The following is a 15,339-nucleotide window of genomic DNA, read 5'->3' as shown; positions in this document are numbered from 1 at the left end:
AGAAAGTCGGCACGCGGTGCCTCCGGCGGTGGCACGGGGTGACCTGGAAGTTGGCGGTTTGTGCAGGTGAGCGTGGTGGAGCTCGGGTGGTTTCGGTGTGTGGCGGGTGCGGGGGCGCATCGGGGTTGCTCCGCAGTTTCCCGCGCCCCTCGAGGGGCGCGGGAAACTGCGCGAAACAGGGGGTCTGGGGGCGCAGCCCCCAGGTCGGGTCGGGAAGGGGCGGCGGGGGCGAAGAACTACGCCCGGGGCGCGCAGCCGAGGACGTGGGCCTTGACGATCTCGGGGATGCGGGGGTCGCGTCGCCGGAACGCCGCCACCAGCTCCTCGTGCTCCTCCGCGTACGACTGCTGCACCGTGCCCAGCCACCGTATCGACAGCGCCGTGAACACCTCGATGCCCAGGCCCTCCCAGGTGTGCAGCAGCACCGAGTTGCCGGCCGCCCGCACCAGCTCCCGGTGGAAGCCCACCGTGTGCCGCACCTGGCCCGTACCGTCGGACACCCGGTCGGCCTCGTACAGCGCGGCGACGTGCGGCTCGAGGGCCGAGCAGTCCGAGGCGAGCCGGTCCGCCGCCAGCTCGGCCGCGATCGCCTCCAGGCCGGCCCGGACCGGGTAGCTCTCCTCCAGGTCGGCGGCGGTCAGATTGCGCACCCGCACGCCCTTGTTCGGCGCCGACTCGATCAGCCGCAGCGACTCCAGCTCCCGCAGTGCCTCCCGCACCGGGGTCTGGCTGACCTCCAGCTCGGTGGCGATCCGACGCTCCACGATCCGCTCGCCCGGCTGCCAGCGTCCGCTGATGATCCCTTCCAGGATGTGCTCGCGGATCTGTTCGCGCAGCGAGTGGACGACGGGCGCGGTCATGAGAGCTCCTTCGGGAAGGTCCCGGATCCAGTACAGCGGCCCGTAGGGCCTCGTTGAGGGTTGGTGGCCGGGCGGGGCGGGACCCTGGGGCGTTCGACGCTTAGACAATACGGCCGTCGCGGCGGGCGGGAAGGGCGCACGGGGGCGCTTTCACGCAGGTGAGACGAGGCTTACACGCCGCATACGGACGGATACGACGGTGCCCCCGCCCGGACAGCTCCGGGCGGGGGCACCGTACAGACCCACTGGCAGAGGGGTTACAGGCCGAGCTCGACCTCGAACTCGCCAGCCTCCAGGATCGCCTTGACCGCCGTCAGGTAACGGGCGGCGTCGGCGCCGTCCACCAGGCGGTGGTCGTAGGACAGGGTCAGGTACGTCATGTCGCGGACGCCGATGGACGTGCCCTCCTCCGTCTCGATGACGGCCGGACGCTTGACCGTGGCACCGATGCCGAGGATGGCGACCTGGCCCGGCGGCACGATGATCGTGTCGAACAGCGCACCGCGCGAACCGGTGTTGCTGATGGTGAACGTCGCGCCCGCCAGCTCGTCCGGGCTGATCTTGCTGGCCCGGACCTTGCCCGCCAGGTCGGCGGTCGCCTTGGCGATGCCGGCCAGGTTGAGGTCACCGGCGTTCTTGATGACCGGGGTCATCAGGCCCTTCTCGGAGTCCACCGCGATACCGACGTTCTCGGTGTCGAAGTAGGTGATGGTCCCCTCGGCCTCGTTGATCTTGGCGTTGATGGGCGCGTGCGCCTTCAGCGCCTGGGCCGCGGCCTTGACGAAGAACGGCATCGGCGAGAGCTTGACGCCCTCACGCGCCGCGAAGCCGTCCTTGGCGCGGGCGCGCAGCTTCATCAGGCGGGTGACGTCGACCTCGACGACCGACGACAGCTGCGCCTGCTCGTGCAGCGCCTTGACCATGTTGTCGCCGATGACCTTGCGGATGCGCGGCATCTTGACGGTCTGGCCACGCAGCGGGGAGGCCTCCAGGACGGGGGCCTTCTTCGCGGCAGGGCCCCCGGCAGCCACGGCGGCGGCAGCGGCGGCCGGAGCCGGGGCGACGGCCTTCGCGGCCTCGGCGGCGGCGGTCACATCCTGCTTGCGGATGCGGCCGCCGACGCCGGTGCCCTTGACGGTGGACAGGTCGACGCCGTTCTCGGCGGCGAGCTTGCGCACCAGCGGGGTGACGTAGGCGCCGTCGTCCACCGGCTGGGCGGCGGCCGGGGCAGCCGGAGCGGCAGCCGGGGCCGGCGCGGGCACCGGGGCGGAGGGCGCCGGGTCGGGCGCCGGGGTGGTCTGCTGCTGCGGGGCGGGAGCCGAGGGCGCCTGCGGGGCCGGAGCGGCAGGGGCGGCCGGAGCGGCAGGGGCTGCCTGTGCCGGAGCCGGGGTGGGCTCGGGCTGGGCCGGGGCCGCGGGGGCGGCCGGAGCGGCGGCGGGCGCGGCACCGGCGGCGCCGATGACGGCCAGCTTGGCACCGACCTCCGCGGTCTCGTCCTCGCCGACCACGATCTCCAGCAGGGTGCCGGAGGCGGGGGCGGGGATCTCGGTGTCGACCTTGTCGGTGGACACCTCGAGCAGCGGCTCGTCGGCCTCGACACTGTCGCCGACCGACTTCAGCCAGCGGGTCACGGTGCCCTCGGTGACGGACTCGCCGAGCGCGGGCAGGACCACGTCGGTGCCCTCGGCGGAGCCGCCGGCGGCGGCCTCGGCGGTGGGAGCCGGCGCCGGGGCGGCCTGCTCGGTGGAGGGGGCGGCCGGCGCCGGCTCGGGGGCCGGCTCGGCGACCTGCTCGGCCTGCGGGGCCTGCTCGGCGGCCGGGGCGCCGGTGCCGTCGTCGATCAGCGCCAGCTCGGCGCCGACCTCGACGGTCTCGTCCTCGGCGACCTTGATGGAGGACAGGACACCCGAGGCGGGGGCCGGGATCTCGGTGTCGACCTTGTCGGTCGAGACCTCGAGCAACGGCTCGTCGGCCTCGACACGCTCACCCTCGGCCTTCAGCCAACGGGTGACGGTGCCCTCGGTGACGCTCTCGCCGAGCGCCGGAAGGGTTACGGAAACCGCCATGGTTTCGGTTGCTCCTTAAGAATTGCGGAAGTCTGTGTCGTCGCGCCCAGTGACCGAGGGAGGTCAGTCGTGGGAGTGCAGGGGCTTGCCGGCCAGTGCCAGGTGGGCCTCGCCGAGCGCCTCGTTCTGCGTCGGGTGGGCGTGGACGAGCTGGGCCACCTCGGCCGGCAGCGCCTCCCAGTTGTAGATCAGCTGGGCTTCGCCGACCTGCTCGCCCATGCGGTCGCCGACCATGTGGACGCCGACCACGGCACCGTCCTTGACCTGGACGAGCTTGATCTCGCCCGTGGTCTTCAGGATCTTGCTCTTGCCGTTGCCCGCCAGGTTGTACTTCAGGGCGACGACCTTGTCCGCACCGTAGATCTCCTTGGCCTTGGCCTCGGTGATACCGACGGAGGCGACCTCCGGGTGGCAGTACGTCACCCGCGGCACGCCGTCGTAGTCGACCGGGACGGTCTTCAGGCCGGCGAGCCGCTCCGCCACCAGCATGCCCTCGGCGAAGCCGACGTGCGCGAGCTGGAGGGTCGGGACGAGGTCACCGACGGCGGAGATCGTCGGGACGTTGGTCCGCATGTACTCGTCGACGAGGACGTAGCCGCGGTCCATGGCGACCCCGGCCTCCTCGTAGCCCAGGCCCTGCGAGACCGGGCCGCGGCCGATGGCGACGAGCAGGACCTCGGCCTCGAACTCCTTGCCGTCGGCGAGGGTGACCTTGACGCCGTCCTGGGTGTACTCGGCCTTCTGGAAGAAGGTGCCCAGGTTGAACTTGATGCCCCGCTTGCGGAAGGCGCGCTCCAGCAGCTTGGAGCTGTTCTCGTCCTCGACCGGCACGAGGTGCTTGAGGCCCTCGACGACCGTGACGTCGGTGCCGAAGGACTTCCACGCCGAGGCGAACTCGACGCCGATGACGCCGCCGCCCAGGACGATCGCGGACTTCGGCACGCGGTCCAGGACCAGCGCGTGGTCGGAGGAGATGATCCGGTCGCCGTCGATCTCCAGGCCCGGCAGCGACTTCGGCACGGAGCCGGTCGCCAGCAGGACGTGGCGGCCCTGGACCCGCTGGCCGTTCACGTCGACGGAGGTGGGGGAGGACAGCCGGCCCTCACCCTCGATGTAGGTCACCTTGCGCGAGGCGATCAGGCCCTGCAGGCCCTTGTACAGGCCCGCGATCACGTCGTCCTTGTACTTGTGGACGGCCGCCATGTCGATGCCCTCGAAGGTGGCCTTCACACCGAACTGCTCGCTCTCGCGGGCCTGGTCGGCGATCTCACCCGCGTGCAGCAGAGCCTTGGTGGGGATGCAGCCGTTGTGCAGGCAGGTACCGCCGACCTTGCCCTTCTCGATCAGGGCGACGTCCAGGCCCAGCTGCGCCCCGCGCAGCGCCGCGGCGTAACCACCGCTGCCACCGCCGAGGATCACTAGGTCGAAAACGGTGCTGGCGTCGTTCGCCACGTCACGTCCTCCATGCATGTGCGCCACGCCGGTCTCCAGTGACCGGTCGGCGGCTGGTGTCCGGCCGCTCATTGTTCTCGGCCCTTGGGTGGGCCCTGTCCTGCCGAGCCCCATCTTCGCACTTGTAGGGGGCGGACGAGACGTGGGGCCGGGGTGTGAGACGTCCCACGTTCACTGGCGCCGCGGGAGGAGGTGACGCCTCCCGGGGGCGCGGGGCCGTGTTCGGTCCGCGGTTCTGCCGTGTGGGCGTGACCGGACGGGCCGGGACAGCAGGCCGCCGACGGCGTGACCGGACGGGCCGGGACAGCAGGCCGCCGACGGCGGGACGCCTCCCGGGGGCGCGGGGCCGTGTTCGGTCCGCTGCTCCGCCGCGTGGGCGAGAAGCGCCCCCGACGGACCCGCAGCCGGCGAATCCCCGCGCCCCCGGACTCTCAGGCTCTCAGGCGAACGTCACCCGAGGTCGCCGAGGGCGACCCGCTCGGCGACCCGCACCAGCGTCCGCACAGCCGTACCGGTCCCGCCCTTCGGCGTGTAGCCGAACGGCCCGCTCTCGTTGTAGGCCGGGCCCGCGACGTCCAGGTGCGCCCAGGTGATGCCCTCGCCGACGAACTCGCGCAGGAACAGGCCGGCCACCAGGCCGCCACCCATCCGCTCACCCATGTTCGCGATGTCGGCGGTCGCCGAGTCCATGCCCTTGCGCAGGTGCTCCGGCAGCGGCATCGGCCACGCCGGCTCGCCGACCTCCTCCGCCGCGTCGTGCACCGCGGCACGGAACGCGTCGTCGTTCGCCATGATCCCGTACGTCCGGCTGCCCAGCGCCACCATCATCGCGCCGGTCAGGGTCGCCACGTCGATGATCGCGTCCGGCTTCTCCTGCGAGGCCGCCCACAGCGCGTCGGCGAGCACGAGCCGTCCCTCGGCGTCGGTGTTGAGTACTTCCACCGTCTTGCCGCTGTACATGCGCAGCACGTCACCCGGGCGGGTCGCGGAGCCCGACGGCATGTTCTCGGCCAGCGCCAGCCAGCCGGTGACGTTGACCTCCAGGCCGAGGCGCGCGGCGGCGACGACCGCGGCGAACACGGCGGCGGCACCGGCCATGTCGCACTTCATGGTCTCGTTGTGCCCGGCCGGCTTCAGCGAGATGCCGCCCGAGTCGTAGGTGATGCCCTTGCCGACGAAGGCGAGGGACTTCGTCGCCTTGGGCGACGTGTACGACAGCTTCACCAGGCGCGGACCCGACGCCGAACCGGCGCCGACGCCGAGGATGCCGCCGTAGCCGCCCTTGGTGAGCGCCTTCTCGTCGAGCACCTGCACCTTGATGCCGTGTTCCTTGGCGGCGGCCTGCGCGACGGCCGCGAACGCCTCGGGATCGAGGTCGTTCGGCGGGGTGTTGACCAGGTCGCGGGCGCGGTTCAGCTCCTCGGAGACGGCCGCGGCGCGCTCGATGGCCGCCTTGTACGCCTTGTCGCGTGGCTTGCCGCCGAGCAGCGCGGCCTCGGCCAGCGGAGCCTTGCCGTTCTTCGCCTTCGCGTCCTTGCCGGACTCCTTGTAGGCCTCGAAGGAGTACGCGCCGAGCAGCACGCCCTCACCGACGGCGCCGGCGTCGGCGGCCTCGGTGAGCGGGAGGGCGAAGGCGGCCTTCTTGGAGCCGGTGAGCGCACGGGCGGCAGCACCGGCGGCCCTGCGCAGCGCCTCGGCGTCGAATCCGGCGTCCTTCTCGGGCTCGGTGCCGAGGCCCACCGCCACCACGACGGGTGTCTTGAAGCCGGCCGGCGCGGGCAGCTTCGTCACCTCGCCCTCGGCACCGGAGGCACCGAGGGTCTCCAGGACGCCGGCGAGCCGGCCGTCGTACGCCTTGTCCACGGCCTCGGCGCCCGGAGCGACGACCGGGCCCTTGTTGCCCTTGGCGACACCGATCACGATCGCGTCGGCCCGCAGGCCGGGCGCCGCGGCGGTGGAGAGAGTGAGAGCAGTCACGGTGGTGAATTCTCGCTTCCGTATGAAGTCTTGTCATGGCCGAATGCGGGTGGGTCGACCGGGCCCGACAACCGACCCTGGATCTCTCCTGCGGTGCGGTCTCCGCCTGGGCGGGCGAACACCCGGCACGAGCCTACGCTCGCGACCGCGCTCGCTCTCTCCCGCGGGTCCGTGGTTCGTCGCCGGGCACCCGGGACGGCGCCGTACGGCACCGGGGGATGCGAGATCATTCCTGGCGTACGCCACCACCCCCCGCCCCTGGAGTACTCCCGTGAGACGCCCGGCCCTGTCGATAGCCCTGCTCCTGCTGCTCACGGCCTGCACGGCGTCCCCCGACGCGGAACCGGAAGCCCGTGACCACTGGCAGCCCCGGCCCGGTACCGCCTGGCAGTGGCAGCTCAGCGGAAAGCTCGACACCTCCGTCGACGTGCCCGTCTACGACATCGACGGCTTCGACCACACCGGCGCGACGGTCGCCGCACTGCACGACGACGGTCGCAAGGTCATCTGCTACCTGTCCACCGGCGCCTGGGAGGACTTCCGCCCCGACGCCGACGAGTTCCCGAAGTCGGTACTGGGCAAGGGCAACGGCTGGGAGGGTGAACGCTGGCTGGACATCCGGGCGACGAACGTCCTGGAGCCGCTGATGGCCGAGCGCGTCGACATGTGCCGCGAGAAGGGCTTCGACGCCGTCGAGCCCGACAACATGGACGGCTACAAGAACGAGACCGGCTTCCCCCTCACCGCCGACGACCAGCTCCGCTACAACCGGCTCATCGCGAAGCTCGCCCACGACCGGGGCATGGCCGTCGGACTGAAGAACGACCTGGACCAGATCCCCGACCTGGTGGACGACTTCGACTTCGCGGTCAACGAGCAGTGCGCCCAGTACGGCGAGTGTGCCGACAACCAGCCGTTCATCGACGCGGACAAGGCGGTCTTCCACGTCGAGTACGAGCTGCCGGCCGAACGGTTCTGCGACGACTCCCGTGAGCTGCGGCTGAGTTCGATGCTGAAGAAGTACGAACTCGGGGCGTGGCGCGAGGCCTGCTGACCCCGGATCGCGGACCCCGGGTCGTGAGTCGCGGACCCCGGGTCGTGAGTCGCGGACTCCGGGGCGCGGGTCGCGGGTTGCGGGGGCTCAGCCGAGGACCAGCACCACGAGGGCGGTGGTGGCGGCCGTCTCCGCGACCCCGCCGAAGACGTCACCGGTGACCCCGCCGAAGCGCCGGACGCAGTGCCGCAGCAGCAGTTCGGCGACGACGACGGCGGCCGGCACGGCGAGCGCCGCCCCGATCACGCCGTACGGTCCGTCGTACGTCCCGATGAACGCGCCCGCCGCCACCCCGCCCGCAGTGACGGTGGCGGCGACGGCCAGCGCGCCACCCAACGGCACCACCCCTGCCACCGCCGCGCCCAGCCCCTCCGGGCGGGCGGCGGGCACCCCGGCCCGGGTGGCGAGCGTGAGCGCCAGCCGGGCGGCGGTCGCCGAGACGACGGCCGCGAGCGCGCCCCGCGCCCAGGAGGCGTCGTAGGCCTGGGCCAGCGCGGCCACCTGGGCGAACAGCACGAGAACCAGGGAGAGTACGCCGAACGGCCCGATGTCCGACTGTTTCATGATTTGCAGCGCGTCCTCGGCGGGCTTCCCGCTGCCGAGCCCGTCCGCGGTGTCGGCCAGCCCGTCCAGGTGCAGCCCCCGGGTGAGCACGGCCGGCACGGCGGCCGTGGCAACCGCGGCGAGCAGACTCCCCGCGCCCAGGAACAGCAGCAGGAGCCCGACGGCCGCGGCGGCGGCGCCGACGGCCAGCCCGGCCAGCGGCGCGCACAGCATGCCGCCACGCGCCGCCTCCCGGTCCCAACGGGTCACCCTGACCGGGAACACGGTGAGGGTGCCGAACGCGAAACGGAGGCCGTCGGGGAAGGGGGTCCTGAACACCGGCGCAGACTACCCGCCGGTCACCGGGGCACGAGCCCCGCCCCAAGTGCGCGTACGGGAGACCGGTGGCAGCGCGACACGCCCCCCCACCCGCACGCGCACCGGCGCGACCCGGGCGACCCGGGCCGCGCCGGTTCACTGATCGTCGGCCGGGGCCGCCTCACCGTCGGATACCACCGGAAGCTCCGCCGCCAACGCCGCCGCGGCCTGTACCAGCGGCAACGCCAGCAGGCCCCCGGCCCCTTCGCCCACGGTCACGCCCTGGGACAGCAGCGGCTCCAGGGCCATCCGGTCCAGCGCCTTGGTCTGGCCCGGCTCCCCGCTGTCGTGCGCGGCCAGCCACCAGTCCGGCGCCCGGAAGGCGACCCGCTGCCCGACCAGCGCGCACGCGGCCGTCACGACGCCGTCCAGGATCACCGGCGTCTTCCGCACCGCGCTCTGCAGCAGGAAGCCCGTCATGGCGGCGAGATCGGCGCCGCCCACCGTCGCGAGCAGCCGCAACTGGTCCCCGAGCACCGGCCGGGCCCGGCGCAGCGCGTCGCGGATCGCCGCGCACTTGCGCATCCAGGCCAGGTCGTCGATCGCCAGCCCGCCCCGCCCGGTGACGACGGACGCGTCCGTCCCGCACAGCGCGGCGACCAGCACGCCCGCCGCCGTGGTCCCGCCCACGCTCACATCGCCGAGCACCACCAGATCGGTACCGGAGTCGGCCTCCTCGTCGGCTACCGCCATCCCGGCCCGGAAGGCGGCCTCCGCCTCCTCGAGGGTCAGCGCGTCCTCGACGTCGATGCGCCCGCCGCCGCGCCGCACCCGGTGCCCCGCGACCTCGGCCGGCAACGTCTCCGCGTCGCAGTCCAGGGCCATGTCGACGACCCGGACCGGCACGCTCAGCCGCCGGGCGAGCACGGACACGGGCCGGCCGCCCTCCAGCACCTCCCGCACCAGGTCCGCGGCGGTGCCCGCGGGCCGCGCCGAGACGCCCAGCTCGGCGATCCTGTGGTCGCCGGCGAAGAGCACCACCCGGGGCCGTTCGACCGGCCGCACCGGTACGGCGGACTGCGCCGCGGCCAGCCACTCACCCAGGTCGTCCAGGCGGCCCAGCGATCCGGGCGGGACGACCTGACGCTCCCGGCGCGCCTCGGCGTCGCGGCGCACCCCGCCGTCGGGGCGCTCGATCAGATCGGTGAAGTCGTCGAGATTCAGCGAGCTCATTCGCCGAACAGTACCGGCCCCGGTCGAACGCTACGGCGGACCGGTGCGCACCGCGCCCGCGCTGCGTCGTTGCACTCCGGATCGTGAACACCTACGTAACGTTTTGCCTGAATTGTCGTATGTCGTCCTTCTGACCGCTCTCCTCCTCTCCTCTCGTGCCGGGAGCCGCCCATGTCCGGATCCTCCACACCCTCCGACCCGTCGGCACGGCCTTCCGTCCCCCCGGTGCCTCCCGTGCCCCGGTACGGGCCGCACCGCGAGGACTGCCCCTGGTGCGGCTCCCGGCGACTGCGCACCCGCCCGCGCCGCGAGGACCCGCGCCGGGCCGCCCCCGGCAGGTCCGTCCTGGAACGCTGTTCGGACTGCCGGCACGCCTTCCGCAACCCCCCGCCCACGCCCGGCCCGGAACACTCACTGGTCCGGGCCGGAGTCCGTCTGAGACACGGCCTGGCCGCCCGCGCGATGCTCCGCCGCTGCCCCGACCCCGAGAGCTGGCTCGATGTCGGCACCGGCGACGCCGACTTCCCCCACACCGCGCGCGCCCACTTTCCGTACACCTCCTTCGACGGCCTGGACCCCAGCCGCCGCGTCCTGCGCGCCCGCGCGGTCGAGCGCGTCGAGGAGGCGTTCGTCGGCCGTCTGACGGACCCGCACATCGCGGCACGCCTGCGCGCCCGCTACGACGTCGTCAGCCTCTTCCAGCACCTGGAGCGCGTCCCGGACCCGCGCGCCGAACTGCGTGCCGCCCTCCATGTGCTCCGCCCCGGCGGTCATCTGCTCGTGGACGTGGTGGACCCGCGCCGCCTGCTCGTCCTCACGCCCGGCGCCTCGCACCCGGCGGGGCTGCGCGTCGAACTGGCGGCACAGGGCTGCACGGTGCTCACCGGCGCGCGGGCCCACCGCGTCATCGCGCGCAAGGACGCGTCAGCCCCGTGGTACCCGTCACCCCCGTGGTACCCGTCAGGCCCGCGGTACCCGTCGGTTGCGTAGCGCCACCGGTGGATCCCGCACCGCGGGTGGGTCCCGCACGGCCGGTGGGTCCCGCGGTACCGCCGGTAGGACGGCAGTACCGCCGCGGGTCCCGCAGCACTGCGGGACCCGCGGCAGGACCCGCGGCACCGCCCGTGAACCTCGTCGCACCGCCCGTGGGACCCGCGGCGCCCGTCAGCCGCGCAGCACCAGTGCCTGTCCCGCCACCACCAGCAGCACCTGCTCGCACTCACCCGCGAACGCCGCGTTCACCCGCCCGAGTTCGTCCCGGTAGCGGCGGCCCGACGCGGTGGCCGGCACGATCCCCGAACCCACCTCGTTCGACACCGCGACGACGGTGCGCCGCGTGCCGCGGACCGCCTCCGTCAGTTCCCGCACCCGGTCCCGCAGGGCCCGTTCCCCGCCGTCGGCCCATTCCGCGTCGTCCCACGCCCCGACGGCGTCCATCGCGTCCGTCAGCCACAGCGACAGACAGTCGACGAGCAGCGCCGGCCCGTCGTCCTTCAGCAGCGGGACCAGGTCGCACGTCTCGACGGTGCGCCAGGAGCCCGGCCGCCGCTCCCGGTGGGCGCAGACCCGTGCCGCCCACTCGGTGTCCCCGTTGCGTGAACCACCCGTCGCGACGTACAGCACCTCGGGAAAGGCCTCCAGCCGGCGCTCGGCCTCCAGCGACTTCCCCGACCGGGCCCCGCCCAGCACCAGCGTGCGCCGCGGCACGTCGGGCACGTCCTCGTAGGAGCCCACCACCAGCGTCGTCCCGTCCGGAACCGCCCGCGCCCCGGCCGCCGAGAGCCGCCGCGCCAGCTCCGGCCCCGGAGGCACGTCGTGGCCGAGGTGGACGGCGACGACGTCCGTCGTCGGGCCGACCGCGCCCACCGCCCGCAGCCTCGCCAGCGCGTCCGGCCGCCCCACGACGTCCGCGAGGACCAGGTCGTACGTCTCGGCGGGCTCCTCCAGACCGGCCGGCGCCCCGCCCGGCGGCAGATACAGCAGCCGCTGCCCGTCCGGACCGCTCACGGCGTACCCGGTGCCCGGCGAGTCCATCGCCACCGCCCGCACCCGGTGCCCGGTCAGCAGCGCCAGCTCCCGCCCGTCCGGCACCCGCCCCGGCTGCGGCAGCCCGGCCGGCACCTCCACGGCGGGGCCGTCGTGCGGGTGCGACAACAGCACTTGCCGTACGCCGGTCAGGGAGTGCCCGGCGCGCGCGGCGGCGAACGCGGCGCCGGGCGTCAGGTCGAGCAGCAGCGCCCCGTCCACCAGCAGCGCGGTCGCCGCGCGCGCGTTCTCGCCCTGGGCCGCGGCACAGGCCGCGCAGGGACAGTCGGGGCGGGGGAGTCCCGCGGGGGCACCGGTGCCGAGCAGAGTCACGTCCACGCACCGATTTTCCCCGGTCGCCCCGCGACATGCGCGCCCGAGGCCCCCTATGGGGCGCGGGGCGGTCCTCTACGGAGCGCGGGCGGCCCCTCCGGTCCCCGTCCGACCCCGGTCCCGGCCCGCTCTTGTCTCCCGGCCTTCTACGGCGCGTCCGGCTCAGCGCATAGGCTGCGGGCGGAGGCCGGACCAAGATCCGGGTTCCGCTCTGCATGTGCTCACATTTCTTGGAGGCGTACATGGCGGCATGGACGTGGCGGTTCGAGACGGCGGACGGGACGGAGGTCCCGCCCGCGGTGCAGCCCGAGGAGTTCACGACGCAAGGGGACGCCGAGTCCTGGATCGGTGAGTACTGGAAGGACCTCAAGGAGGGCGGCACCGACCAGGTGCGGCTGTTCGAGGACGCCACCGAGATCTACGGCCCGATGAGCCTGCACGCCGAAGAGGCCGAGGCGGCCGAAACAGCCGAAACAGCCGAAACAGCCGGAACGGCCGAGGCTGCCGACGAGCCGAAGGCCTGACCGGCGGGAGGGGCCGGCCCCGGACCGGGCCGGCCTCGCCCCGTCACTGCTCGCCCAGCGTGACCTCGGCGGTCCGTTCGTCGCCGTCGCGGGTGTAGGTCACCTTCGCCCGGTCGCCCGGCCGCATCGACGCCAGCGCCTCGGCCAGCGAGGTGATCGTGGTGATGTCCGTGTCGCCCAGCCGGACGACGACGTCCCCGGGTCGCAGCCCCGCCTTGTCGGCGGCTCCGCCGTCGCTCACCTCGACGACGGCCACGCCCGCGGGCCGGTAGCCGTCGTCGACGACCGTACGGGCGGTGACGCCGAGCGCCGCACGGCCCGAGTCGGTCACCCGGCCGTCCTCGATGATCTGGCCGGCGATCGTCCTCACCATAGACGCCGGGATCGCGAACCCGATGCCGGGCGCCGCGCTGTCGCCGAGGCCCGGGTCGGTCGCGGCCAACGTCGGAATGCCGATGACCTGGCCGTCGAGGTTCACCAGGGCGCCTCCGCTGTTGCCGGGGTTGATGGCCGCGGAGGTCTGCACCATGTTGCCGATGGTCGCGCCCGTACCACCCCCGCTGCTGCCCTCGGTGACGGTCCGTCCGACCGCCGACACGATGCCCTGCGTCACGCTGGAGGACAGCCCGAGCGGCGAGCCCATCGCCAGCACGATCTGCCCGACGTCCACCTTCGAGGAGTCGCCGAAGCGGGCCGCCTTCATGCCGTCGGGCACCCTTTCCAGCCTGATGACGGCGAGGTCCTGCTCGGGGTAGGAGGAGACCAGCTCGGCGGCGAGGGCCTCCTCGTTGCGGGCGGTCGTCACCCGGAAGGTCCTGCTCTCCCCGACGACGTGCGCGTTGGTGACGACGTGTCCCTTGTCGTCGTACACGACCCCCGAGCCCAGGGAGTCGCCCGCCTGGATCTGCACGACCGACGGGAGCACGTCCTTGATCACCCGCTCGTAGTCGGCCTGCAGGTCGTTGGCCGCGAACGGCGCGGCTGCCTGAGCCGTGTCGGCCTCCCGCGCGCTCGGGGCCTTCGGGCCGGATCCGGCGCCGGTGTCGGAGCAGCCGGCGACGAGCAGCAGGGAGCAGACCAGCGCGGCGCCCGGGAAAAGCAGCCTCGGCGGCACACGGGTACGGCGGGTACGGCAGACACGACGGGCGGGGGAAGCATCCATGCCCCGAGTCTCACCGCGCACGGGAACCCCGGCTCCCGGTGAACACCCGAACGGGCGCCGCGCGCCGCTACCCCGCACGCCCGCACAGGTGGAGCAGCGCCGCTACCCCCGTACCCCGCACAGGTGGAGCAGCGCCGCTACCCCGCGGTACGGGTCGGTCCGGCCGGCCCGCGCCTCGGCGGCCAGCAGGATCTCGAGGTCGTCCGGGACCGGGGCGCCGTCGGGCGCCGCGTCCGTGAAGACGCGCACGCCGTACCAGGTGCGCAGCGGGGCGCCGATGCTCGCGAGCTTCGCCGTCAGCGTCGCCAGCCGGTCCGCGCGGACGTCGAGGCCCAGGTGGTTGTGGTAGAGGGTGGTGTCGAAGGCCGCCAGCGCGCCGGCCCACTCGCCGTGCAGGCCCGGGCGCAGGGCGAGCGCGTCGCCGTTGCGTACCAGGAGCGACAGCAGCCCGCCCGGCGCGAGCATCCGGGCCAGTCCCGCGAGCAGCGGGTCGGGCTCCTCGACGTACATGAGCACGCCGTGGCAGAGCACCACGTCGAAGCTGCCCGGCAGGAAGTGCACGCCGGTGTCCCGGCCGTCGCCCTCGATGATCCGCACCCGCTCCCGGATGCCCTCGGGCTGGCAGGCGAGGGCGTCGCGCGCCGCGGAGATCATGGTGGCGTCCCGCTCCAGGCCGGTCACCTGGTGCCCGGCCCGGGCCAGCCGCAGCGCCTGAGTGCCCTGCCCCATGCCGACGTCGAGCACCCGCAGCCGCTTGCCGACCGGGAAACGCCCGGCTATCTGCTCGTCCAGCTGCCGGGCCACCAGCTCCTGCCGTACGACGTCCCGCAGATCACCCAGCCCGTTCAGCCAGGTACCGGCCGCGTCGCCGGCGAACGGCGTCGTGCTCAGGGCCGCTCCCCGCGCTTGACCTGGGGCTTGGGCAGCCGGAGCCGGCGCATCTGGAGGGAGCGCATCAGCGCGTAGGCGACGGCACCGCGCCTGCGGTCGTCGGGGAAGCGCTCGGCGAGGCGCTTCTTCAGCCGGAAGCCGGTGACGATCGAGTCCAGCACGATCGCGACGATCACGACCAGCCACAGCAGCAGTGCCACGTTCTGCAGAACGGGCATCTGGATCATGCTCATCACGAGGATGATCACGGCCATCGGCAGGAAGTACTCCGCGATGTTGAACCGCGAGTCGACGAAGTCGCGCGCGAACTTGCGGACCGGGCCCTTGTCACGGGCCGGCAGGTACCGCTCGTCGCCCTTCGCCAGCGCCTCGCGCTGTCGGGCCATCGCGGTCCGGCGCTCCTCGCGCTGGCGCTTGGCGGCGTCCTTGCGCGTCATCGGAGTGTTGGCGACGCTGCGGCGCTGGGACTGGGCCGCACTGCGCTTGGGCGTCGGCCTTCCCTTGGGGGCCTGCGGGTCACGGGGCTGATTGGAGTCGGTCACCGGCGTCTTGACGAGGCTCGGTGCCTTCTCTTCCTTGGCACGGCTACGGAACACAAAACCCAAGGGTACGGGGTCTCGGGGTGTGGACCCCAGCCCGGTGGGGAACGATCCGGCAACACCGGTCGTCTGCAAATGGACAGAGGGGACGTTGCGTACGCCCTCGGCCACCGGGTCATTCCGGACAACCCGGGGGCCACCTACTCCCTACGCCGGACCGGGAGCGTACGCAGTCGTCCTTGGGGATGAGCGCATCCGTCCCCGAACAGTGCGGTAATGGATGCAGGGCCCGTACTGTGGGTTCTGTCGCAGGTGCTGGAGCCGAAGTCGGTCAGAAGGGGGCGCGCGAAGCCCATGAGCGG

Annotated in this window: 13 protein-coding genes; 3 read left to right on the top strand and 10 right to left on the bottom strand. The window is 73.3% G+C overall.

What is annotated here, in order from left to right; translation table 11 throughout:
* Nucleotides 1-236 precede the first annotated feature (236 nt).
* The 4 genes from ABEA26_RS20430 to ABEA26_RS20415 form a co-directional block, all read right to left on the bottom strand.
* Nucleotides 237-860 (bottom strand): GntR family transcriptional regulator, encoded by a 624-nt coding sequence (locus ABEA26_RS20430; RefSeq protein WP_345594202.1) that lies wholly within the window; start codon nt 858-860, stop codon nt 237-239.
* 257 nt (nt 861-1,117) lie between these two features.
* Nucleotides 1,118-2,926: a 2-oxoglutarate dehydrogenase, E2 component, dihydrolipoamide succinyltransferase gene (gene sucB, locus ABEA26_RS20425; protein WP_345594200.1), complete on the bottom strand. Its 1,809-nt coding sequence runs from the start codon at nt 2,924-2,926 to the stop codon at nt 1,118-1,120.
* A 63-nt stretch (nt 2,927-2,989) separates the two neighbouring features.
* On the bottom strand, nt 2,990-4,378 hold the full coding sequence (gene lpdA / locus ABEA26_RS20420; protein WP_279563750.1) for a dihydrolipoyl dehydrogenase: 1,389 nt from the start codon (nt 4,376-4,378) through the stop codon (nt 2,990-2,992).
* A 450-nt stretch (nt 4,379-4,828) separates the two neighbouring features.
* On the bottom strand, nt 4,829-6,355 hold the full coding sequence (locus ABEA26_RS20415) for a leucyl aminopeptidase (protein ID WP_345594198.1): 1,527 nt from the start codon (nt 6,353-6,355) through the stop codon (nt 4,829-4,831).
* 271 nt (nt 6,356-6,626) lie between these two features.
* Between ABEA26_RS20415 and ABEA26_RS20410 the strand changes: the two genes are divergently transcribed.
* Nucleotides 6,627-7,409 carry an endo alpha-1,4 polygalactosaminidase gene (locus ABEA26_RS20410; protein ID WP_345594196.1) on the top strand — a complete coding sequence of 261 codons (783 nt, stop codon included), beginning with the start codon at nt 6,627-6,629 and terminating at the stop codon, nt 7,407-7,409.
* 87 nt (nt 7,410-7,496) lie between these two features.
* On the opposite strand, the gene ABEA26_RS20405 is transcribed toward ABEA26_RS20410, so the two are convergent.
* The gene (locus tag ABEA26_RS20405) at nt 7,497-8,291 is read right to left on the bottom strand and encodes an adenosylcobinamide-GDP ribazoletransferase (protein ID WP_345594194.1); all 795 of its coding nucleotides are present in this window, start codon (nt 8,289-8,291) and stop codon (nt 7,497-7,499) included.
* A 135-nt stretch (nt 8,292-8,426) separates the two neighbouring features.
* Nucleotides 8,427-9,503 carry a nicotinate-nucleotide--dimethylbenzimidazole phosphoribosyltransferase gene (gene cobT, locus ABEA26_RS20400; protein WP_345594192.1) on the bottom strand — a complete coding sequence of 359 codons (1,077 nt, stop codon included), beginning with the start codon at nt 9,501-9,503 and terminating at the stop codon, nt 8,427-8,429.
* Nucleotides 9,504-9,674: 171 nt separating this feature from the next.
* Between cobT and ABEA26_RS20395 the strand changes: the two genes are divergently transcribed.
* On the top strand, nt 9,675-10,493 hold the full coding sequence (locus tag ABEA26_RS20395) for a class I SAM-dependent methyltransferase (protein ID WP_345594190.1): 819 nt from the start codon (nt 9,675-9,677) through the stop codon (nt 10,491-10,493).
* Between the two features lie 174 nt (nt 10,494-10,667).
* On the opposite strand, the gene ABEA26_RS20390 is transcribed toward ABEA26_RS20395, so the two are convergent.
* Complete coding sequence (locus tag ABEA26_RS20390; protein ID WP_345594188.1) at nt 10,668-11,867, bottom strand: bifunctional adenosylcobinamide kinase/adenosylcobinamide-phosphate guanylyltransferase; 1,200 nt, start codon at nt 11,865-11,867, stop codon at nt 10,668-10,670.
* A gap of 236 nt (nt 11,868-12,103) precedes the next feature.
* Here ABEA26_RS20390 and ABEA26_RS20385 point away from each other — a divergent pair, with 236 nt between their 5' ends.
* The gene (locus ABEA26_RS20385) at nt 12,104-12,385 is read left to right on the top strand and encodes a hypothetical protein (RefSeq protein WP_345594186.1); all 282 of its coding nucleotides are present in this window, start codon (nt 12,104-12,106) and stop codon (nt 12,383-12,385) included.
* A gap of 43 nt (nt 12,386-12,428) precedes the next feature.
* Here the strand turns inward: ABEA26_RS20385 and ABEA26_RS20380 are convergent, their stop codons facing one another.
* From ABEA26_RS20380 to ABEA26_RS20370, 3 genes are all read right to left on the bottom strand, one after another.
* On the bottom strand, nt 12,429-13,547 hold the full coding sequence (locus tag ABEA26_RS20380; protein WP_345594182.1) for a S1C family serine protease: 1,119 nt from the start codon (nt 13,545-13,547) through the stop codon (nt 12,429-12,431).
* A gap of 102 nt (nt 13,548-13,649) precedes the next feature.
* Nucleotides 13,650-14,351 (bottom strand): class I SAM-dependent methyltransferase, encoded by a 702-nt coding sequence (locus ABEA26_RS20375; RefSeq protein ID WP_345594180.1) that lies wholly within the window; start codon nt 14,349-14,351, stop codon nt 13,650-13,652.
* Nucleotides 14,352-14,434: 83 nt separating this feature from the next.
* Entirely contained in the window at nt 14,435-15,112 is a 678-nt protein-coding gene (locus tag ABEA26_RS20370) for a DUF3043 domain-containing protein (RefSeq protein WP_345594179.1), read from the bottom strand.
* Nucleotides 15,113-15,339: the final 227 nt, after the last annotated feature.

The sequence above is a fragment of the Streptomyces marokkonensis genome (assembly GCF_039539045.1).
GTDB lineage: Bacteria > Actinomycetota > Actinomycetes > Streptomycetales > Streptomycetaceae > Streptomyces > Streptomyces marokkonensis.
This window is presented reverse-complemented; position numbering and strand designations above follow the sequence as displayed.